Here is a 20,675-nt window from a genome sequence, read left to right on the forward strand (position 1 = left end):
ATTACAAGTTTTGCAAGCCGGGTGGAGTCGTTTCCAACGGCAACATACGGTTTTCCAAACCAGGGAAGCTGATAATAGAACATACCACCAAGCTCCTTAGGAGTTGTACTGGCATCAAGTTCAAGGTCGGAAACAACTCCATATTTGGAAGAAAACGGACGGGTAGTATACACAAGTTCTCCTTCACCGATTACATGATTTCCGGGGTGGCCCTTGCCAAGTTCATCCTGGCCGTCTTTTTCGACATATTGAAGGCGTTCACCCCACCAGTTTTCAGAAGCTACAAAACCTTTATGCTTGTTTACAGGATAGGCAAAGCCGCCAAAAGTGGTAGCATTCCAGCAGAATCCATCGGATAAAGTTTCGTTTGTGTCGAGGGGCAAACCAGAGATAGCTGGAGCTGGAGCTGCAAAACCCGAAGGAACGATCAACGAACAAACTGTAAGCGAAGCAAACAGCAAAAGTAAAATTTTTTTAGCATAGGATGTCATAAGAAATTATCACTCTTTTCATTTATGTTCATATATTTAAATACGATAGGCAAGATAATATCAGTAACAGTGTTATTTATTAAATGAAACGTAACAACAAATAAATCTAAGTAGTTAATAAATTTTACTAAATTAATTCATTTCGAAACCCTAAATTGATTTTTTGGAGTCTCAAATGCAGCCTTCACTCGGCATTGAAGCCTGTAAACTATCAATAGAAGTTCTTGTCACGGGACGTAATTCTAAAACTTTTATTTGGGGTAAATGGAACTTTTATTTCTGGAAATACTTTCATAATCGTCATCTCATATTTGATAGTTCATAGCGTAGAACTTGTAAATACACAAATTTAGTTGTGTTCAACTTTATTTTAGAATAAAACAAACTTAATTGTTTTAAAATAATGACCAAACGCATAGGAAATAGTTTGTATTCAAAATATTGTAATTCAGGACAATTTGTTTAAAACAACTTTATTTTAATGATTTCCACTATACTGTGATGAAAAGTTATATTTTAAATAGTTCAAAATAAAAAATATTTTACTTTATTCTTAAGAAAAAAATCTGGTTTTGGAATGAACTCTGAGATTGGCTTCGTATGAATACTCTTTGAATTTTCCTCAAATTTTCCTCAAATTTTCCTCAAATTTTCCTCAAATTTTGTTAGAAATTAAAAGATGAAACTCTCAAACAAAAACCCGTGCAAAATTTGTTTTGAAAGCTTTATCTCTGCCGTTCTATTCATCAATTGATTTTCCTCTACTCTGGACTGATTTAATTATCAGTAAAGGAAAACGGAATCCTGTTTCCTATAATAGATATAAATAATTATGTATTTAAAGTTTTATTAAGCCTATGAAAGCTAGATATTTTGTGGGTTCAACCATAGTTGGAAAAATTTTGTCGCCCTCATCGGATTGATAGAACCAATAAGAGCACTGAGTAAGAAATAATGTAATAATGAAAATTAGATAATTCGTCTGTAGTTCGTCTGATTAGATCAGCTTCTCACCTTAAAACAGAGCAGGGCGGCAACCCAGTTAAAAAAAAGATTGGCCGAAAATCAGCCTCTAACCTTAAAACGGAGCAAAGCTGCGATTCCTCCCAATTTATGAAGCTTTTCTCCGGGCTCAAAGGCCGTGCTGAAAACAACAACCTTCCCCTGAGCTTGTTCGACTTCCCTGAGGAGTTTATCGATATCCGCTCCTCTTTCCCGTCCTTCCCGGAGGGTTTCATCGGCAACAAGCAAGGTTTCGACAGCCCCGAAATTTAGAGCATTCTTAACATCGGCAAGGCCATAGGCAGCTTTGCCGTTCATTGAGATCTCACGGATCAGGTCTTCCATAAGGGCGGATTCGCGAGCTATACGGGATTCCTGCATAATGCGGTCAACTGCACCTCTGCGTAGAACTTCCTGAAAGCCGGACATTCCTATCATGGAGGTATCTTCGATAAGGGCTTTTGAAGCCATAGCCGGTTCGGTTTCCTGGAAATATTTAATGAAATCCTCTTTAGTAAACCCGGGTCCGGCAATAACTATGGACGCTTCCTCAGGAACGGCATGCCTGAGCTGTTCTACAACCTCCCTGAAAAACTCATTTCTCAAGCCAGTCTCTCGCTTTCCCGAAGACTGCCGGATATGAGAATAGATCTCTATCCCGTAGTGATGCACAAAGCCAATATCGGCATCGCCTTCTTCTATTGCTACCATAACAACTTTCGGGCGCTTTGAGGCTTCTTCAGCATCCTTGATCCGCTGGAGCTGGTCGTTCTTCCAGCGTTCCTTGACAATCGAAAGATTGGTTCCGATCTCGATATTGAGAGTATGATAAGAGCCCGCATCCATCCCATGCTCTATCATTCCATGTAACCGCAGTCGATTAGCAAATTTGTGAAACTCGATATCGTCAATCCTGATTCCAAGCCTGACCTTTACCTTCTCAACCTTTTCAGGGCGGATTTTGTCACTTGCCGAATCGGCTTTCCTTTTGGTAACCGAAAAAACCAGGTCCCCTTTTTCGATTATATATTTGAGGTGCCAGAGGTCATCAAGGGTTTCGGCTGTTACTGAAATTTCGCCTTCCCGTCCCTTAAGAGAGCGATTTGTAACTCTCATGCATTTTTCCCTCCATGCATTTCAATTTCCTCTTCAGTTCCGTTCCTGGCATTCATTTCTGAGATTTCTCCAGCGAGTTTTTCCTTGAATTCTTCTTCAGTTCCCTTTTCGAAGTTTTGTCCGAATTCCTTATCAATTTCTTCTTCGTTATCTTCAGGTTCGTTCTCGACTTCCGGATCCTCATGTTCCTCGCCCTCACCCTCAATCCTTTCTCCCTTCCTTTTCGGCTTCTGGCTCTTTAAGTCCGATTCTCCGGGTGGGACCATCATAGCGATCTGGTCAGGAGAGGCAATCTGCTTTACAAAGCGGGGATCATTGAGTTCGTCGGCATAAATCCTGTAGATCTTTTTAGAGATGTCATTCTGATTAAAAGCCCCGGGGACGACTTCGAGGATATAATCCCCATGTTTCCGGACAGCAGAAACAGGCCCGCCTATAACTCTCGTCTCGCCTTTGAGCTCAAGCCCGACTGCAATGCCGAGAGGAATATCCTTAAAGTAATTGCGTTCCCCGCGGATGATAAAAGCTCCTTTTTTCACATATTCTCCTGATTCTGGAGTTTTGCTGACCTGCTCGGCTTTGACCCAGTAGCAGTCCCCACTGAAATGCCCTGCCTTCCAGAGGCTGGAATAAGAAACAGCAAACTGTGCCGCTTCCTGCAAGGTAGATTCTGGAACCTCTTCTCCGCCAGTCTTGATAACTGTGAGAGGAGCTCCCGGAGTTTGGGTATGGAAAACAAGGTCTCTCTTTTCCAGGTATTTCTTAAAAATATCTTCGTTGGTGTCTGCATCCCTGCCTCCCACAACAAAGAAGCCATCCGAGGATACAAACCACCTGAACCTGTCATACCAGTGTTTTTTCCGGGACGCATGAAGCTTTCTTCCTGCCTTTGCAGCCTTTGCCACGGATTTTTTCTCCATAGCCTTCCTGGTATCTTCGATAGCTTTGAGAGCTCCATCTCTTTTTTTGCTAAATTTCTTGACCTTTTCATAATACTCCTGAGCATTCTGCGGCACTGTCTTACGGATGTCAATGTTAATACTCTTCCCGTCCAGGTTTACAGTTACAGTTCCTGCCCGGGGGTCAATATTTGTAATCTTTTGCGCAGCAGGCACGGTCTTTTTAGCCTGCTTCAGAATTGAGCGGATCTCGTCCCAGGAATACCCCTTTGACCTTGCGCTGTTGAGCACGGAAAGAAGCTCTTCGATACCCTGGTAGTTTGCATAGACTGTCTCAGCAAGAGTATTATTTTTCTCGATTTCTTTTTCGAACTTTTTAATGCTCCCTTCCTGTTGAAGAAGCCGCCGTTCATAAACGCCAAGTGCTTTTTCCTTTTTCTGAGCTGCTTTTACCTCTTCGATCTGTTCAAGTGCCTTTTTCCCAAAAAATTCATCAAGTGCCGTGTTAAAAGAATCAAAATACTCTTTTTCAAATCCTGAATAGCGAATAAGGTCAAAAGGAAGTACGTCGAAAGTTTCCAGCTTTCCGTTGATTTCCTTTTTCACATGCTGAGGCCTGAGCTTAGGAGCCTCACCTTCAACCCCGGCTTCGAGTTTAAGTTCGGTTTCGGGTTTAAGTTCGGTTTTGGGTTTAAGTTCGGTTTCTGGCTTAGACTCGATATCGGATTTAAGTTCAGTTTCAGTTTCAGCTTCTGTGTGGCCTTTATCTCCGGCTCCTATCCTCAAAAGCGGAGAAAAGAGATCGTGCATTGCATTACAGATCATGGAGGCGTCTTCTTCAGTTGCCTCCTTTGAAGGCTTTGATTTATCAATTCCTGCCCTGGCACAGACTTCTTCTGCCAGAACTCCTCCCAGATTGAACCTTGTGGCAACCGTCCTGACGATATCAGACGTAGATCTGGAAAACTCCTTTAGAAGGTCAGAATCCTTTACCTTGAGAGGACTTATCTGTGCCTCAGGCAGTTCGTAAATTTCTCCACTCCGAAGCCGCCTATCCTTCATTGTTACAGGATTCATAGGCAGAATAATCCTGTTTTCCGAATCGACAATAAGTATATTCCCAGGGGCGAAAAGCTCCACAATAAGATTACTGTGGACTCCAGCTCTCTCAACCCCAATTTTCACGATCCTGTCAAAGTCGTGCTGCTCCACATATACAATCCTGCCTCCCATCAGGTATTTTCTAAGCAGCATTGGAAAAGCCTGGGGAAGCGTCGGGCTTGCCCTGAGGTATTTGCTTAGATGAATACGCTTCCCGGCCTCAATAACCAGGTTGTCCCTGCCCTGGTGAAAAACGTAAAGGTTGATGCGAATCTCCTCGTTCGTGGGCTGATAGATCTTCCCGATCTTCGCATCAATAATGGATTTTGGACCTGCTGACAGCTCGGCAACAACTGCAGCAACGTCGGCACTTGACATATCCTGCTTCATGAAGTGGATATAATAGAGGCTTTTGGTATAAGCATTACTGAAGAATTTAGTGAAATTAGATAAAAGTGAAGCGGCTCAGCACTCAGGCTCGGCGGCTTCGCACACTTCGAGCCTTCGATGATCCACCTTACGAATCAAATGGTAATAGTTTGGACATAAGTTGTAAAGGAGTAAAAGGAAAGAAGATTACAATTTTCTCAAAAGGCGAAAATCCAAACCGAAGTTACCACCCCCAGGGTAGTATCCGTCAAGGTTTGCATTTTTCAGTATTTTTTCAATTTTAATCCTTGCGTCTACAAAGGTATCATCTATTGATTCTTCAACTTCATCAAACCCACAAATATCTTTATTCAGAAGAACCTCCTTCATTGCGAGAACATCAGCTACTGCAAATCTCAATTCTTTATTGGAATTTGGATAATTGTTTCCAATAACAAACCCGACTCTTTTGCCAGTCATGACGCTAACGCATAATTTATTTATTGGAGTTCATGAAACAACTCAGACCTTCAAAGACTGATAGCTGCGGGTTTTCTTCAAAAAATTGGGATAATTTTGTGAGGGGCAATTTTGAAATCTTAATCGCGCTTCCATCAGGGCATTTTAGTTCAATTTCGGCAGTTGGCCTGTACTCTAGCCAGGTTTTCATTGCTTCAAGGATTATCTCTGCAAAGACCTTACCAGTTATGCCGAAAACTGCAAGTGTACTGAAAATGGTTGTCAGATCAGCTTTATCCCCTTCAGAACAATCGGCTTTTAAAGGTTCTATCCAGCCATCAGGTATATTCGTGCAAATTGAACTATATAGCTGACAGCACTGCTCCTGCCAATACTCAGAAAAAGTTTCAACGTCTTCAGACGTGAGTACGATAGAGAAATTAGACGTATCAAGAACTTGCTGTATTCTACCACCAGCTATTCAACAATCTAAAACTGATATTTCCTTTAAGGAATATATGATTTAAGATTTTTGTTCAGTAAGAAATACAAGCTTGAAAAAAGTGAGATTTCTTTGAAAATTTTTTAGATAATTTGAAGTTTAAGTACTAATTGTAAAAAAGAAGAAAATTATAGTTCCCTTGAAAAGAAAGTCATAGTTTCCTTGAAAAAGAAAGTTATAGTTCCCTCAACAGACGGAACCCGAGATTGGCAAGCCGACTCTCAGTTTTGCGTTTGAAGCGGCCAGCTGAACGGCAGAGACCTGTCTCGCAGAGCCAGCTGCACCCACGAGAAACCCGATCAGGGCTACTGTCATCTTCCCACGCGCTCCCATCCGAAGGAGCACCATTATAATTATCGTGCCAATTATCCTGTACCCATTCCCAGACATTCCCGTTAATATCATAAAGTCCCCAGGGATTTGGTTTCTTGCAGCCAATAACATGAGTCTTATCGCCTGAATTTCCAGCATGCCAGACGTATTCATCAAGTATTGACTCGTCTTCACCAAAGAAACACCTTGTTTGTGTGTCGGCGCGGCAGGCGTATTCCCATTCGGCTTCTGAAGGTAAGCGGTATTTGTCAGTTCCTTCCATTTCATTCAGCTTTATGATAAACTCCTGAGCTTCGTTCCAGGAAATCATCTCAACAGGATGGTCTTCACCCTTGCAGTATGAATGATTGTTGCCCATTATCTTTTTCCACTGTTTTTGCGTGACAGCGGATTTACCCAGATAAAAAGAGTTATTAATTTTTACTTTATGAACCGGAGACTCGAAATCTGATCTGTCTTTCTCTTCTAAAGGTGAACCCATCTCGAATTCACCGGCCGGGATCAGTGCAAATTGTATACCTGTAAAAGGACTGATAAAGGTTTCAGTATCATCCGGATTATCAGCCAGTACAAGAATAGACGACTCTTCAGTTTCCTCAGTTTTCAGGTAGTATCGAATTGTATTAATGTAAGTCTTAATATTCATAATTCCCAAAACCCCACTCCATAAGAATACCTATTGAGTTGTCAATTTTTAACTTAGAAGTTCCTATTTTCGAATATTGTTTGTCTATTTTCACTTTTAATTCTTATTTCTTTTCGTTTTTAAATTTTTATTTGTCAATTTTCATTTTTCGTTACAATTTTCCAGAATATAATTCAATTCATATTTGTCAATTTAGAATTTTAATTTATACATATCGATTTTTATATTCAGCTTATCAAGTTCATTATTGGTTTTAGCTCTAATTTGTTAGATTTTAGTACTGCAAGTCCATATATCCTCAATAAATCATGGATAAACACAAATAAACACAGATAAACAGATGGTTTCAATTCGCGTGGTTTCAATTCGTGTTTATCCATGTCCATCCATGGTTTTTTATGAGAAACTCATTACAGTGTTGATTTCAAAGTCCAGTTTTATTTTTTATAATTTGGAATCGATGCACTAGAACTCGTTATAATATCGTTGCATATTGTTGTTCTAGGAGATTAAACATTACTGCCACAAAATACATGGATCAAGAGTCTTTATGTATCTGCCATAATAAAGAGAATTATCTAAACTTAAATTGACTGCTAAACGTTTTTAAAAAAACTCATATAACCAAAAGTAAAATATGAGATTGATCTATCATAGAAAAAACCAGCCAGATCCTCTTAACTAAATCAGTTTAGGACTTATGCAGTGGAGGAGTAAAATCAAGTGCGTTAAAGACTGTGCATATAAGTTAAGTTTAAGACAGTTAGCGATCCGATACTGTTGATTTTTCAATTCAACTGCTAAGTCCTATATCCATCCAAGTTAAAAACCCCAAACCAAGAATTTAATAAAAATCCCTGATCGAAATCACTGAACAAAACCCGATTAAAATAGTAAACCATACCTGATCAGAATCCATAAACTATACCCTGATCGGAATTTCTAAACCGCAATCCTGATCAGAACTCCTAAATTAAGATCCAAAACCAGAAGCCCTGAAATTATGGATAATCGAACCGCCCGCTTTTTGAAAACTCGCTTCCAGAACTATTACAAAAATGCCAAAATAGGCCTTCCTGACCACCTGCCTAACAGAGAATGGGCTTTCATCTTCTTTGACAATATGCCTGAAAAGATGATGCACAGACACAAGGCCTTCGGCTCACCCGGAGAAGTTCTTGACTATCTTTACGGCATGGCTCCTGCACATGTTTACAATTCAACTGCGTATTACGAATATCCTGATGCGCGGAAAATGAATGAGAAGAACTGGCTAGGGGCAGAATTGATTTTCGACCTTGATGCAGACCACCTTCCAGATGCCCCGAGAAACTACGCAGATATGCTGGAGCTTGTAAAGAAGGAAACTTTCAAGCTCATGGATTTCCTTTTAGATGATTTCGGGTTTTCGGAGAAGGAAATTGAGCTGGTATTCTCCGGAGGAAGAGGGTATCATTTCCATGTCAGAAGCCCAAAAGTCCTGAAGCTTGGAAGTGCTGAAAGAAGGGAAATCGTAAATTATCTCAGCGGAAGAGACCTTGATTTCAAATATTTTTTCAAGGAAGTTCCCATGGATGGGGAATTCGGAACCGGCTCAAAGACATTTAAAGGAATGAAAAACGTGCCTATGAAATGCACACTTGTGGGACATGATTCAGGCTGGGGAAGAAGGATTGCGCTTTATCTTACGGATTATATGAAAAACGAATGCGAAAAGAGGTACAAAAAAGATATGTTTTCCGAACTTCGCAGGTATGAGAAAGTCGGGGATACTACAGTAAAAAAACTGATTAGTCTTACAAATAGTGAAAATGGTTTAAAGGATATCCTTGAGAAAGGAAGGCTTGACTTTGACGTCAGAAACTTTAAAGATATTGCTGCCTATTTTATGAGAGAGTCTGTTGAAGATTTCCTGCACAGATTTGGAGCCAGTGTTGACGAACCCGTGACTGCAGACATCAAACGTTTGATCCGGGTGCCTGGCTCATTGCATGGTGGGTCAGGTATGCTGGTAAAGAAACTTTCCTTGTCCGAGTTAGAGAAGTTCGACCCACTTACCGATGCTGTTGTCTTTGGCGAAAGGCCGGTAAAAATAACAGTTTTAAAACCTTTTTCGGTGCAGTTAAAGGGTAAGGACTTAAAAGTAGAAGAGGGCATACAGGAAGTTCCTGAGTATGCGGCAGTGTACTTAATTTGTAGAGGTGTTGCTGAGTATGGACATAGAAGAAATCAGCCAGGTCCTGTATAAGGAAGAAAAACAGACAATAAAGACAATTCCAGCTGATTTTTACCTGGAGGCTGAGAAATATGTCCGGAAACTCGAAGAAGAGATTGAAAAAATCGGCAATTCCCGTTCTCCGGAGTTCAAAATGCTTCAAGATGAGCATGAAAGAGCACTTTCGGACCTTGAAACTATCTTCATGAAAAGGATAGGAAAAGTTATAATCAGGGCAACAACCCAGTCTAATGCGAATAAACCGATTTCAAAAGACATCGAAAAATTACTTCCTGTAGAAAAGAGGCTTTATGATCTCGTACTGCAAGGAATTAAAGCCGCAAAAATCGAACTTTTAGGTCCTATTCTGTACCCTGGTTCCGAGAATACTGCAGTCTGGCCTGAAATCATGGAAAGACAATTCTCTGCCGGTTTCAAGGGGGGAACAGAAGCAAAAATGAGGACTCCTGTTATTGCAGCCAGAGGGGAAACAGGGGCAATTCCAGACAAAAACAATATAAATGAGGAATACGTTGTTGTCCGAATACTGAAGGATCTGCCTACCTTTACAGGCGCAGATGGCCGAAATTATACTGTCAGTGCCGAAGAAGTCGTTGTTTTGCCGCAGCTCAATGCCACAGGGCTGATAAAGCGCAATGCAGCTAAACTGATTGTTGGACAGGAAGACTCGGGAAAAGACTGATTTCCTGGAAAAAATTAATTTCCTGAGATTTACAGCTTGTTTTAGCTTGAGAAAAGAGGCGGCAGGCAGTTTGAAGTGTTGGAGATTCGGAGTTAAGCCATGAAGGCCGGAAAGCCTATCAGGTAATAGTATGAGTATTTATATGTGTAGCTATATTTGTGTACCTTAACCTTGTTAGCACCAAGCTTTTTAAAAAAGCTTGAGCAAAAACTAATAATAGCTTAACCTTATAGCACCAGGCTTTTTAAGAAAAAGCTTGAGCAAAAACTAGTAGTACCTTAACCTTGTAAATGCTTTTGACCTCGCCTTGATAGAAGGTTTCTAATCGTGATATCGAGACCGAAAGAGGTTTGAAAAATATCAAGTTCATCTAATCAAAGGCTTCCCAAATAAGATCTTCCCAGGATCTAAATGCCGTACGTAAACGCCATACGTATAATTTCCATATGTATTACTTTCCATATGTATTACTATAGTGTCTTTCCGCGAAAGCCGGAGAAGACAAGCTGCATACCAATAATCATTAAAAAGGTGTAGAGAATGAAAATTCCAAAGAAGTTCAGGAGTTACTGCCCTTACTGTAAAACCCATCAGGAAATGACGGTTGAAAGGGTCAGAAAGGGTCAGGCTTCATCTATGACTCGCATTGCAAGACAGAAGAATAGACAGCAGGGCATAGGAAACAGTGGGAAATTCTCCAAGGTGCCCGGTGGCGACAAGCCCACAAAACGCATCTGGCTTAGATACCGCTGCACAGTATGTAAGAAAGCCTACCAGAAACCATGTTTCAGGGCAAAGAAGTTTGAGTTCAAGGAGTAAGATAAGATGGTAGATTATACCCAGAGGCCAAAAAGCAGGTTCCTGCGCGTAAAGTGCAACGACTGCGAAAATGAACAGATTATATTCGGGAGTGCAAGCCGTAAAATCACCTGCGTAGTCTGTGGAAGAACCCTTGCCGAACCAACCGGTGGAAAATCGACAATCACTACTCATATTCTGGAAGTGCTTGAATAAGCGAACAGGTAAAAGCACTTTATAGCATTGAGTAACAGGTAATAAAAAGATAAAACTTGAGAAGTGGTGCGAATGGGAAACGATAACTGGCCCGAAGTCGGAGAATTTGTTGTTTGTACTGTAAAGAATGTGACGGATTTCGGAGCCTATGTCGAGCTTGAGGAGTTCGGAGGGAGAGAAGGTTTTATCCATATCTCCGAAATAAAAGCAGGCTGGGTCAAGTACGTCAGGGACTACGTAAGGGAAGGGCAGAAGATAGTCTGCAAGGTTCTTAACGTGGACCCTTCCCGCGGCCACATCGACCTTTCATTGAAAGATGTAAACGAGCACCAAAGGCGCGCTAAAATCCAGGAATGGAAAAATGAGCAAAAAGCCGCCAAGTGGCTCCAGTTCGTGGCTGAAGAGACAAATACCGATGAGGATACCCTGCAAGCTTTGCACGAAAAACTCGTAGAAGAGTTCGGAAGTGCATATTTAGCCTTTGAAGAAGCTGCCATCGAAGGAGAGAAAGCCTTCAAAGGAGTCAAAGTTAATAAGAAATATTTAAAGAGTATAATCAAGATAGCAGGGGAAAACATCAAACTGCCTTTTGTAGACATTGCAGGCTATGTGGATCTGACCTGTACCCTTCCAAACGGTGTAGAAGTTATAAAGCAAGCCCTGAGTGCTGCAAATTCTGTCGATGACGTTGATGGAAAAGACATAAGGCTCGAAATAAGTTACACAGGGGCTCCAAGATATCGAATCAAGGTAATTGCCCCGGATTACAAGAAAGCTGAATCAGTCCTTAAAAAATCTGCCCAGATAGCAGTCGATACCATTGCCAAACTTGGCGGACATGGGACTTTCAAGCGGCATATCGAATCGGCAAAGGCGTGATACCCTTTGGGACAAAAGATCCGCAAATGCAAAAATTGCGGCAGGTACACTTTAAGGGAAATTTGTCCGGTCTGTGGGGAAAAAGCTTTCTCCCCAAATCCGGCTCGCTTTTCTCCTCAGGACCCTTATGGCAGGTACCGTAGAATGGCAAAGAAAGGATAAGGAATTGTTATGCAACAAAGTACACTTGTCCGCCTGAAAGGAAACCTTGAACTTAAAAACCCAATCCTTGTAGTGGGACTTCCAGGAGTAGGACTCGTAGGTAAGCTAGTGGCAGAGCATCTGGTAGACGAACTTGGGGCTGAAAAAGTAATAGAAGTTTATTCTCCGCATTTTCCACCTCAGGTACTGGTCAATAAAGACTGTACAGTCCGTCCGGTAAGCAACACTATATACTACGCAAAAGCAAAAGAAAATGACATCCTTTTCCTTGTAGGAGATCATCAGAGTACAACTTCACAGGGACATTATGAACTCTGTTCGCTTTATCTTGACATTGCAGAAGAGTTTGGAGTGAAGAGGATTTACACTCTCGGAGGGTATCCCACAGGCAAACTGACCTATGAAGATACAGTCCTTGGGGTCGCAAATGACACGAAACTGATCGAAGAAATCAAAGAGTATGGGGTAGAGTTCAGAGAATCCGAACCCAGCGGCGGTATAGTTGGAGCTTCTGGCCTGCTTGTAGCTTTCAGTAAGATGCGAGGCATTGATGCTGCCTGCCTTATGGGTATGACCCCAGGATATTTAATGGACCCTAAAAGCGCCCAGTCTCTTCTAAAAGTGCTCTGTAAAATGTTCGGAATTGAAGTAAACATGGAGTCTCTTGAGAAAAAGGCCGAGGAAATGGAAAGCATTCTTGAGAAGCTAAAGGAAAAAGAAGAACAACAGACAATCCAGGAAGCCAAACCTACCGAAGAAGACCTGCGCTATATAGGATGATGTGGTCTTAGAAATGACCAGAGAATTAAGTATGAATTTAGCTAAGGCTATCTAATTAAAGTGAACACCAAAAGTTGGATTTTCCGGTAAAGGGAAGGAAATGAAAGTCAATACAGACCTCCATCTCCATTCAAAGTACTCCATGGCATCTTCCAGAAGAATGGAACTGCCGACAATTGCCAGGGAGGCTTCAAAAAAAGGGATGGAATTAATCGGTACTGCAGACTGTACTCATCCGAAGTGGCTAGAAGAGATCAAAAGAGTATCTGTTTCAGATGAAGAAATCCGCATAGATGAGATTTATTTTATCCCAACTACCGAGATAGAAGACCGAAACCGTGTACACCATCTTCTGATTTTACCTTCGGTTTCAAAGGCTGAAGAATTGGCCGAGCGCATTGCTCCTTTCGGCAACCTTGAAGCCGACGGCCGTCCCAGTGTCAGGTTGAATGGCACTGAACTTGCAGAAATTGCAAAAGACGTTGGAGCCCTTATTGGCCCCTGCCATGCATTTACCCCCTGGACTGCACTTTATGGCTACCATGACAGCCTGAAAAGTTGCTACGGGGATATGACAGATTATATTTCTTTTCTGGAGCTTGGTCTGAGTGCAGACAGTGACTATGCAGACCGGATCCAGGACCTTCACCGCCTTACTTTTCTTTCGAACTCCGATGCCCACTCCCCTTATACCAATAAACTGGCAAGGGAGTTTACGCAGTTTGATGTGCCTGAGCTGACCTTTGATGGCTTGAAAAAAGCCATACTCAGGGAACAGGGGTATAAAGCTACCCTGAATGTAGGGTTCTTTCCCGAAGAGGGAAAATACAATCGGTCAGCCTGCATTAAGTGTTTTACTCAGTATCCGCTGTCTGAAGCCGTTGAGAATAAATGGCGCTGCCCGGTCTGCGGAGGCGTCATAAAGAAAGGGGTTTTCGACCGCGTGAATGAACTCGCAGACTTTAAAGAGCCGAAACATCCTGAATACCGCCCTCCTTACCTTCATCTCATTCCCCTTGCGGAAATTATCCAGATGGCTCTCGGCCATGCAAGCGTTCAGACAAAAGGTGTACAAACGGCCTGGAACAAACTTATAGAACGCTTCGGAAACGAAGTCAAAGCTCTTATTTACTCCGAGCCTGAAGACCTGAAGGTCGTGGGTGATGACAGGATAGTAAATGCGATCCTGGCTTTCAGGAAAGGCAATGTCATAATCCATCCCGGTGGAGGAGGCCAGTATGGCTGGCTTGAGCTGCCTGAAAACCTGAAAAATGAAGAAATCCGGCAAACAGGACAGCTTTCATTTGCAGATCTTGAGGAGATAAATCCCACGAAAGCAAGCAAACCCGAAAAAAATAGGGCGAAAAATCTCCGGAAAAAACCCGGCGAAACCGAAAAAGAAAAGCCAGGTAATCAAGAACCGAATAATACGGAACCGGATGATGCAGGCCAGAGTTCACTTTTCGATTTTTAAGAAACAGGTTCGAGAATAATAAGATATATAAGAAAGAAAGTATATTCACTATCCCTGCATCTGAAACACGTTGCATTAAAAACGTAGGGTAGCGCCCGGAAATTGTTCTCACTTTAAAACAAAATGCCCAGGTAGTCTAGTGGTAAGGCGACGGTCTCGAAAACCGTTTCTTCTTTGGGAGAGCGCAGGTTCAAATCCTGCCCTGGGCGCTAATCTTTGAGTTAAAAGCTCAAAAAAAGATTACTTGAGCTTAAACAATGACTTTTCTCTTTTCCTATGGCCCACCACCAATCAGTTGATATTTTTCAATATTTAACTCACTCTTATTTCTACTTTATGTGCCTCAATTTTTTTTACAACCTGATTTTTTCCTGCTTTCTTTCTGACGGAAAATTTCCAATGGTGAGATATTCGGGACGGAGAGGTCCTGCCCTGCCTGATAGCCGTAGAGTTCCTGAAATTCCACAGCAAAGGAATGCATAAAAAGGGCATTTGGGATATCCATTGGACAGAGTTCTTCGCATTGTCCGCAGTTGATACAGGAATCTGCAACAAGAGAATAGCGTAGTGCATGAAAGGCAAAGGATGGAGGAACCTTTCCAGGGGTGATAGTAAAGTCTGATACTTTTGTTCCGGACAGGGCAGGACATACTTCAATGCAGGTATAGCACTTGATGCAACGTGAAGTCTCATCCACAAGCTGTTTCAGGCGGGTTTTTCCTTCCCCTAACGACTGAAAATCTTTTTCTCTCCAGCCCTCGGCCAGCTTCAGCATCGACTTTTCGATTTTCCCCCGAATCTCCACACCTTTTGGGACAGGGGGAAAAGTTTCAACCACGCCTGCAGTTTTTGCCTGTTTAAGTAGTTCTGCGCCTTTTGCGCTGCATACCTCAACAAAGGTTGCTTCCATACCCATAACGCCCCATTCTCCACAGGCAAGATCAGCCTGCCTTGGAATTTTCAGTTTGCAGCGCCTGCAGTTACTTCTTCTTCCAAAGTTTGCCTCTTCCAATTTGTCTATGGGTATAGAAAACTCCTCTTCAGGAGTTTCAACGATAAACTTCCCCTTAGCAATCCTTTCCTTTTTAACCAAGTCAGGGTTAACTGCAAACGTTTCTACAATCATCTTCCTTGCCATTTCCGGACTTATTGAGCCTCCGCAGTTTAGCCCAAGCATGAGGACATTTTCCAGCCTGACTTCTCCCCGCTTTGCAAGCTCATAAAGACCCATGACATCGCATCCTTTCAGGGCGACTGCAATTTTCAGGTTCTCTGCCTTTTCCAGGTACTTGCTGAAAAGCCTGGACAGAAGAAGGGTCCCGAAATGCAGGGAACCCGAAATTTCCGAAATTTCTGCCGGGTCCGTAATCAGCACAGGTACAGCATCATAGATGTCGGCTCCTTTCCTGACCCCGAGCACCGCATCCACACTTCCGCTTTCCAGTGCAAATTTCAATAGAGCTGAAACCGCACCGCCTGACTCACCTTTTTCCAGTAATTTCTGGTCACAAGCCTGGACATAAAACATGTCTCCTTCTGACGGTTTCAAAGCTGTCCCTCCAAAAGTTTACTTTCTTGAGGTTCTATTTTCTCAATTTTTACCGCACACGCCTTGTACTCCGGAATCTTTGCCACGGGGTCGAGAGCCCCGTTAGTCAGCAGGTTGGCTGCACATTCCTTAAAATGAAAAGGTATGAAGACAACCCCGGGTTTTATGTCTTCTGTGACCATTGAAGGGATTTCGATCTTCCCTCTCCGGGAAAGTACGCGGACTTTTTCTCGGTTGCGGATTCCCAACTTTTTTGCATCTTTAGGATTAAGCTCCACCCAGCCAGTTCTGACTTCGGAAGCAAGGGTTTTCGACCTGCGAGTCATAGTCCCTGTATGCCAGTGCCAGATGTTTCTTCCTGTAGTAAGAATGAAAGGATATTCCACATCCGGGACTTCGGCTGGGGGCTTCCATTCAATACCAGAAAACTCCGCCAGCCCATCAGAGGTGGAAAATTTTTCGGTATGCAGGATTGGAGTTCCTGGATGAGTTTTATCCGGGCAGGGCCACTGAAGAGAGTCAGGTTTTTCAAGGCGCTCATAGCTCATGCCTCCATACTGAGGGGTAACCTTTGAGATTTCCTCAAAAATCTCTGCTTCGTTCATGTAGGAAAATTGAGGCCCGTACCCCATACACCCGGCAAGTTCGCAAATGATGCGCCAGTCTGCCTTAGCATCTCCCGGAGGGTCTACAGCTTTCCTGATCCGCTGCACTCGACGTTCAGTATTGGTCTGGGTCCCGTTCTTTTCTGCATAACAAGCCGCAGGCAAGACAACATCAGCAAGATTTGCAGTCTCGCTCAGGAAAATATCCTGCACGACCAGAAAGTCCAGTTGCTTCATGGCTTTTCTCACCTTGTTTAGATCCGGGTCCGAGAGCATGAAATTTTCTCCCATAACATACATGCACTTCACAGTCGATGTTCCTTCTGCAAGCTGTTCCATCAGCTCCGTAACCGTAAGCCCAGGGGCTTTCGGAAGTCCGCTCACCCCCCAGATAGATTCCATTTTCCTGTGGTTTTTCGGATCTGCAACCTTCTGGTAGCCAGGATATACATCCGGCAAGCAGCCCATGTCACATGCTCCCTGTACATTATTTTGCCCTCGCAGTGGGTTGACACCTCCACCTGGAACTCCGAGGTTTCCGGTTAGAAGCATCAAGTTTGCCGTGGACCTCACGTTGTCAACTCCCACCGTATGTTGGGTGATACCCATTGAATAAATGAGAGCCGATGGTTTTGATTGGGCAATCCACTCGGCTGCGGTTTTTAAGTCATCCTCTGGCACCCCTGTGATTTTTGAGACGTTGGGCAGGGAATAGATCTCCTGCATAACCACGGATTTCATTTCCTCATAATTTTTAGTCCTTTTTGAGATAAATGCCGAATCTTCCCAGCCATTTTCTATAATATGGTGCATGAGTCCATTTAGGAGGGCAACGTCCGTGCCTGAATACATAGAAAGATGTAGATCTGCCTGTTTTGCCGTGGGCGTGCAACGAGGGTCTGCACAGACTATTTTAGCCCCCTTCTTTTTTGCAAGCATTACTCTTCTTCCAATGAGTGGGTGCTGCTCGAGGGTATTGCTGCCAATAATGAAAATGCATTTAGACTCTTCAATGTCCAAGATGGAATTCGTCATGGCTCCCGAGCCGAAAACTGCGGCAAGGCCAGCGACTGTAGAGGAATGACAGAGCCTTGCGCAGTGGTCAACGTTAGAAGTCTTAAGGACAACACGGGCGAATTTCTGCATAAGGTAGTTTTCTTCGTTCGAGGTTCTTGCTGAAGAGAGGCAAACAATTTCTTCAGGGAGAAAAGTCATGAATCTCCCTGCTATAAGGGCCAGGGCTTCTTCCCAACTTGTCTCTACAAGCTGCCCGTTTTCCCTCACCAGCGGCTTTACAAGTCTGTCCTTGCTATGGATGAACTCATAAGCGTATCTGCCCTTTTGACAGAGCTTTCCTGCATTAACTGGAGCCCGGTGCCAGGGCTCAATGCCTACAGCTCTCCCATCTTTTACCACAATGTTAAACCCACATCCTGTCCCACAGTAAGGACAAGTCGTGTGCACATATTTCAATTCCATGTTTCCGTTTTCTCCTGAATACATTGGTATGTTCTGGTAAAATGATGGTTCATTAATGATAAGCTGATATTTTTCTAAACAATTCACATACCCGTATCTGCTTTCTTGCGGACTTCATAGTACTCCAGGCAAAATTGCAGGCATTGATTCCTCTTGCTTAAATGCAGATTGGAGAAAACCAGTCTGAGTTTTTCCTTCTTTTATTTTTTCAAAAAGCTGTTTTAAGGTATCTTCATTACTCTGAGTGAATTTAAATGGGGAATCAAGGAACGGTTCAAAGTAAATAGGCACATCATCAAGCCTGTAGAAAGTCCCTTCACACTCTATGGAGTCAACTACTCCCGGAAGCACAATATCTGAGATAGACGTAGTTGGACAGGGAATTGTATCCAGGCAAATCAAAGGAATTTCTGAAAGGTAAGCTGCACAGTCAGGGGGAATCTGACTCAAAAGATCAGAACACATTACAAAAGCTGCATCCACGTCTTTTTCTCGAAGCAAATCTACGGTTGTGAATTCTCCAGGGTTGTAACGTGGATATCCACGCATGAAGTCAAGCCCAAAGGGATACCCATACATGTAAGAAGCAACCTGGCTAAAACCTGCCGCGTTGCAGCGACTGCGGATAACTCCAATGGTAAATTTGGAATAATTGTTCAGCTCTTTCACAAAGTTCATGGCAATTTCAATATTCCTGTACTTCCCAGGAGATGAAGACAGTCCAACTCCTACTGAGATAGTCCCAAAATTGCAGTTCTTCATTATACCGAGCATCTCTTCCATAACAGAAATCGGAACTCCTGTAATCTCCTCTACGGAATGATGAGGAGTTTTTCCATGTAAAAGCGTCAAGAGCGCGCTTATTAGCTCATAGTCGGAGTCCGGTTTAAGCTGCACATGCAGGTCAGAAGCTTTAGCAGTTAGAGTTTTTCTTGGGTCTACAGTAATGATTGTCCTGTCAAAACGCCCGCGTTTGGTCCAGTAACCTCTTGGGAAAACCCCATATCTGGACATCTGCCTGGGCATGGATTCAAGTGGATTTGTTCCCCAGTAAACCAAAAGGTCGGCCCTGTTTTTCTTCTGCCCTTCAGTTGCACCGACTTTTCCGGCTTCCTGAGTTCCCATTACTGTGGCCCCATTGCCAGTTGTATCTACAATTGCACCCAGATATTCCCCTATCATAAGCCCCACTTCATGTGCTTCACAGGAAGTTTCGCTGCCTATGGAAATCAGTGGACGCTTAGCCGAAGACAGGATGTCTGCAGCTATTTGAAGGGCTCCGTCCCAGGAAACCGGCCTTAATTTTCCTCCGAACTTTAGAAGAGGCTGTTTAAACCTTTGGGGACTTGTAACCTCATTAAATCTGGAAATTCCCATCTTGCATACATTTTTAGCTTCAATCTTTCCACCCTTGATTTCAACCTGGATATCGTCGCAGGCAGCCCCACAGACAGGACAGACTATATTTTTGTGGATCATACTCACTGTTCTCCGACATAAAATTTTGATATTGTATATTCAGTACACTTTTCAGAAAAAATCGACAGCAACATCTCGTCTTTCATTTAACTTACCTCTCAACATTGTTCTGTACACTGCACAGCAGTTCGTTTTCATGCTAATGAACAGTGAACAATAATTTCACAGCACTGTACCATTTTTATGAACTAGTACTTCAATGTCAACAGGTTTTCAGGAATATGCCTTTTCCCTGCATTCTGGAAGACGGGTGGGGGAATTCAGGAGAGAACATACCTTTCCAGATCCCAATAGAAAAAAACCATGTTCAGATTTTTTGCTGTTATTTACCAGTTAGTAGATTTCCAGACCTACATTTGTTACCAGTAAACTACATTCTATTTCAAATTCATACGATTAATATAAAGAATTTGTATTGAGAAATAAATTTGTAACTCAGATATAAATATATCGGCGCTTCACTGTTTTGAGCGGAAATTTTATGTTCCCATTCAGAAGTTGACAATAGATAAAAAACTGACCTTATTAAGTTCATAAGGTTCATATGTAGATATGGTTATATAGTAGTTAATAGGAATATAACTTCCGTCTTAAATAGAGGATCAAATATGAAACTAAGCGCACGCAACGTCTTAGAAGGTAAGGTCAAAAGCATTATCCCCGAAATGGTAAACTCTGAAATCGTAATAGAATTACCAGGAGGAACAGAAAATCACTTTCATTATCACAAAAACATCAGCTGAAAGTCTGAACTTAAAAGTAGGAAGTGAGGTCTACGCAGCATTCAAGGCCTCAGGTGTGACGATAGCCACAGACTAACTGCTTATTTTTCATCATCAATTGATGATGAGAAAGTATAGTCAAAAACAATTAATTTCGCATTCCGCAGAAGTGCAAAAAAGCTACCTGGTAACATCAACACTCGTTTAAAAAGAGATAAAAAAGTATTATAGTTATACATACCTGTGCATGTCTGTGCATGTCTGGAATGTCTGGAATGTCTGGAATGTCTATGCATGTCTGGAATGTCTGTGCACACCTACGTACGTCTACATACATCTGCGTAACCTGGATCTGGCTCAATATATTTAAAAAAAGTTTTACATGTATCATCATGTTCTGGATACTTAACTTCATAATGCAGAATATCACGCGAAAAATTTGATTATTGAGCATCAGTATAAATAAACTCCTAAAAATAATAGATTGATTCATATGCATTTATTTTATATATGACTTAAGTGATTGAAGCTTTTTTATAAAAATAAATCATAACTTATCTTCATGCAATAAGAGAAATTAGCCAAAAAATTGTTAAGTTGAAATAAATAAACCTATAATAAATAGAGTAAATTTTATTACATCAACTTTACCGGTTTTGAATAAATGAATATGGAGAAAAACAAAAAAGTGATTAT

General features: G+C 42.2%; 19 protein-coding genes and 1 tRNA gene. 12 read left to right on the forward strand and 8 right to left on the reverse strand.

Going from position 1 to position 20,675, the window contains the following annotated elements:
- From A9239_RS02975 to A9239_RS02990, 4 genes are all read right to left on the reverse strand, one after another.
- Positions 1–431, reverse strand: a 431-nt coding sequence (locus tag A9239_RS02975) for an S-layer protein domain-containing protein (RefSeq protein WP_304440479.1), incomplete at its 3' end; no start/stop codon positions are given.
- A 1,125-nt stretch (positions 432–1,556) separates the two neighbouring features.
- Positions 1,557–2,609, reverse strand: coding sequence for an mRNA surveillance protein pelota (locus A9239_RS02980; protein WP_048121613.1), 1,053 nt, complete (start codon positions 2,607–2,609; stop codon positions 1,557–1,559).
- A complete protein-coding gene (gene rqcH, locus A9239_RS02985) occupies positions 2,606–4,999 on the reverse strand; it encodes a ribosome rescue protein RqcH (protein ID WP_048156209.1) in 2,394 nt (797 codons plus the stop codon). The genes A9239_RS02980 and rqcH overlap by 4 nt, the downstream gene beginning before the upstream one ends.
- A gap of 186 nt (positions 5,000–5,185) precedes the next feature.
- Positions 5,186–5,458, reverse strand: coding sequence for a caspase family protein (locus A9239_RS02990; RefSeq protein WP_048121616.1), 273 nt, complete (start codon positions 5,456–5,458; stop codon positions 5,186–5,188).
- Between the two features lie 32 nt (positions 5,459–5,490).
- On the opposite strand from A9239_RS02990, the gene A9239_RS02995 reads away from it, so the two are divergent.
- Positions 5,491–5,811 (forward strand): hypothetical protein, encoded by a 321-nt coding sequence (locus tag A9239_RS02995; RefSeq protein WP_048121618.1) that lies wholly within the window; start codon positions 5,491–5,493, stop codon positions 5,809–5,811.
- A gap of 303 nt (positions 5,812–6,114) precedes the next feature.
- On the opposite strand, the gene A9239_RS03000 is transcribed toward A9239_RS02995, so the two are convergent.
- Positions 6,115–6,918, reverse strand: coding sequence for a formylglycine-generating enzyme family protein (locus A9239_RS03000; RefSeq protein WP_176722092.1), 804 nt, complete (start codon positions 6,916–6,918; stop codon positions 6,115–6,117).
- Between the two features lie 1,003 nt (positions 6,919–7,921).
- Here A9239_RS03000 and priS point away from each other — a divergent pair.
- The 9 genes from priS to A9239_RS03045 all read left to right on the forward strand — a co-directional run bounded on the left by priS (position 7,922) and on the right by A9239_RS03045 (position 14,354).
- A complete protein-coding gene (gene priS, locus A9239_RS03005; protein ID WP_048121621.1) occupies positions 7,922–9,166 on the forward strand; it encodes a DNA primase catalytic subunit PriS in 1,245 nt (414 codons plus the stop codon).
- On the forward strand, positions 9,132–9,836 hold the full coding sequence (locus A9239_RS03010; RefSeq protein WP_048121623.1) for a hypothetical protein: 705 nt from the start codon (positions 9,132–9,134) through the stop codon (positions 9,834–9,836). The genes priS and A9239_RS03010 overlap by 35 nt, the downstream gene beginning before the upstream one ends.
- A gap of 540 nt (positions 9,837–10,376) precedes the next feature.
- Positions 10,377–10,655 (forward strand): 50S ribosomal protein L44e, encoded by a 279-nt coding sequence (locus A9239_RS03015; RefSeq protein ID WP_048121625.1) that lies wholly within the window; start codon positions 10,377–10,379, stop codon positions 10,653–10,655.
- Between the two features lie 6 nt (positions 10,656–10,661).
- The gene (locus tag A9239_RS03020) at positions 10,662–10,850 is read left to right on the forward strand and encodes a 30S ribosomal protein S27e (RefSeq protein WP_011020692.1); all 189 of its coding nucleotides are present in this window, start codon (positions 10,662–10,664) and stop codon (positions 10,848–10,850) included.
- Between the two features lie 72 nt (positions 10,851–10,922).
- Positions 10,923–11,729, forward strand: coding sequence for a translation initiation factor IF-2 subunit alpha (locus tag A9239_RS03025; protein WP_048121627.1), 807 nt, complete (start codon positions 10,923–10,925; stop codon positions 11,727–11,729).
- 6 nt (positions 11,730–11,735) lie between these two features.
- Positions 11,736–11,891 carry an RNA-protein complex protein Nop10 gene (locus tag A9239_RS03030; RefSeq protein WP_048121628.1) on the forward strand — a complete coding sequence of 52 codons (156 nt, stop codon included), beginning with the start codon at positions 11,736–11,738 and terminating at the stop codon, positions 11,889–11,891.
- A 9-nt stretch (positions 11,892–11,900) separates the two neighbouring features.
- On the forward strand, positions 11,901–12,671 hold the full coding sequence (locus tag A9239_RS03035; RefSeq protein ID WP_048121630.1) for a proteasome assembly chaperone family protein: 771 nt from the start codon (positions 11,901–11,903) through the stop codon (positions 12,669–12,671).
- A 100-nt stretch (positions 12,672–12,771) separates the two neighbouring features.
- A complete protein-coding gene (locus tag A9239_RS03040) occupies positions 12,772–14,145 on the forward strand; it encodes a TIGR00375 family protein (RefSeq protein WP_048121632.1) in 1,374 nt (457 codons plus the stop codon).
- A gap of 125 nt (positions 14,146–14,270) precedes the next feature.
- Positions 14,271–14,354: transfer RNA gene (locus A9239_RS03045), tRNA-Ser, on the forward strand.
- Positions 14,355–14,488: 134 nt separating this feature from the next.
- Here the strand turns inward: A9239_RS03045 and A9239_RS03050 are convergent.
- The 3 genes from A9239_RS03050 to A9239_RS03060 all read right to left on the reverse strand — a co-directional run bounded on the left by A9239_RS03050 (position 14,489) and on the right by A9239_RS03060 (position 19,257).
- The gene (locus A9239_RS03050) at positions 14,489–15,694 is read right to left on the reverse strand and encodes a Coenzyme F420 hydrogenase/dehydrogenase, beta subunit C-terminal domain (protein WP_080941582.1); all 1,206 of its coding nucleotides are present in this window, start codon (positions 15,692–15,694) and stop codon (positions 14,489–14,491) included.
- Positions 15,691–17,778 carry a formate dehydrogenase subunit alpha gene (fdhF, locus tag A9239_RS03055; protein ID WP_048123534.1) on the reverse strand — a complete coding sequence of 696 codons (2,088 nt, stop codon included), beginning with the start codon at positions 17,776–17,778 and terminating at the stop codon, positions 15,691–15,693. The genes A9239_RS03050 and fdhF overlap by 4 nt, the downstream gene beginning before the upstream one ends.
- Positions 17,779–17,892: 114 nt before the next feature.
- On the reverse strand, positions 17,893–19,257 hold the full coding sequence (locus tag A9239_RS03060) for a formylmethanofuran dehydrogenase subunit B (RefSeq protein WP_048121634.1): 1,365 nt from the start codon (positions 19,255–19,257) through the stop codon (positions 17,893–17,895).
- Positions 19,258–19,865: 608 nt separating this feature from the next.
- On the opposite strand from A9239_RS03060, the gene A9239_RS20090 reads away from it, so the two are divergent.
- Positions 19,866–20,000 carry a molybdopterin-binding protein gene (locus A9239_RS20090; protein WP_230628936.1) on the forward strand — a complete coding sequence of 45 codons (135 nt, stop codon included), beginning with the start codon at positions 19,866–19,868 and terminating at the stop codon, positions 19,998–20,000.
- A 4-nt stretch (positions 20,001–20,004) separates the two neighbouring features.
- Positions 20,005–20,076, forward strand: a complete 72-nt coding sequence (locus A9239_RS20095; RefSeq protein WP_230629361.1) for a hypothetical protein — start codon at positions 20,005–20,007, stop codon at positions 20,074–20,076.
- The last annotated feature ends 599 nt before the right edge of the window (positions 20,077–20,675 follow it).

It is taken from the genome of Methanosarcina sp. A14 (assembly GCF_001729375.1).
Classification (GTDB): Archaea; Halobacteriota; Methanosarcinia; order Methanosarcinales; family Methanosarcinaceae; genus Methanosarcina; species Methanosarcina barkeri.

What these genes read in the sequence shown, in the direction of transcription:
- A9239_RS02980 (WP_048121613.1), bottom strand. Translation starts at nt 2,609, where the DNA reads ATGAGAGTTACAAATCGCTCTCTTAAGGGACGGGAAGGCGAAATTTCA.
- rqcH (WP_048156209.1), bottom strand. Translation starts at nt 4,999, where the DNA reads ATGAAGCAGGATATGTCAAGTGCCGACGTTGCTGCAGTTGTTGCCGAG.
- A9239_RS02990 (WP_048121616.1), bottom strand. Translation starts at nt 5,458, where the DNA reads ATGACTGGCAAAAGAGTCGGGTTTGTTATTGGAAACAATTATCCAAAT.
- A9239_RS02995 (WP_048121618.1), top strand. Translation starts at nt 5,491, where the DNA reads ATGAAACAACTCAGACCTTCAAAGACTGATAGCTGCGGGTTTTCTTCA.
- A9239_RS03000 (WP_176722092.1), bottom strand. Translation starts at nt 6,918, where the DNA reads ATGAATATTAAGACTTACATTAATACAATTCGATACTACCTGAAAACT.
- priS (WP_048121621.1), top strand. Translation starts at nt 7,922, where the DNA reads ATGGATAATCGAACCGCCCGCTTTTTGAAAACTCGCTTCCAGAACTAT.
- A9239_RS03010 (WP_048121623.1), top strand. Translation starts at nt 9,132, where the DNA reads ATGGACATAGAAGAAATCAGCCAGGTCCTGTATAAGGAAGAAAAACAG.
- A9239_RS03015 (WP_048121625.1), top strand. Translation starts at nt 10,377, where the DNA reads ATGAAAATTCCAAAGAAGTTCAGGAGTTACTGCCCTTACTGTAAAACC.
- A9239_RS03020 (WP_011020692.1), top strand. Translation starts at nt 10,662, where the DNA reads ATGGTAGATTATACCCAGAGGCCAAAAAGCAGGTTCCTGCGCGTAAAG.
- A9239_RS03025 (WP_048121627.1), top strand. Translation starts at nt 10,923, where the DNA reads ATGGGAAACGATAACTGGCCCGAAGTCGGAGAATTTGTTGTTTGTACT.
- A9239_RS03035 (WP_048121630.1), top strand. Translation starts at nt 11,901, where the DNA reads ATGCAACAAAGTACACTTGTCCGCCTGAAAGGAAACCTTGAACTTAAA.
- A9239_RS03040 (WP_048121632.1), top strand. Translation starts at nt 12,772, where the DNA reads ATGAAAGTCAATACAGACCTCCATCTCCATTCAAAGTACTCCATGGCA.
- fdhF (WP_048123534.1), bottom strand. Translation starts at nt 17,778, where the DNA reads ATGGAATTGAAATATGTGCACACGACTTGTCCTTACTGTGGGACAGGA.
- A9239_RS03060 (WP_048121634.1), bottom strand. Translation starts at nt 19,257, where the DNA reads ATGATCCACAAAAATATAGTCTGTCCTGTCTGTGGGGCTGCCTGCGAC.
- A9239_RS20090 (WP_230628936.1), top strand. Translation starts at nt 19,866, where the DNA reads ATGAAACTAAGCGCACGCAACGTCTTAGAAGGTAAGGTCAAAAGCATT.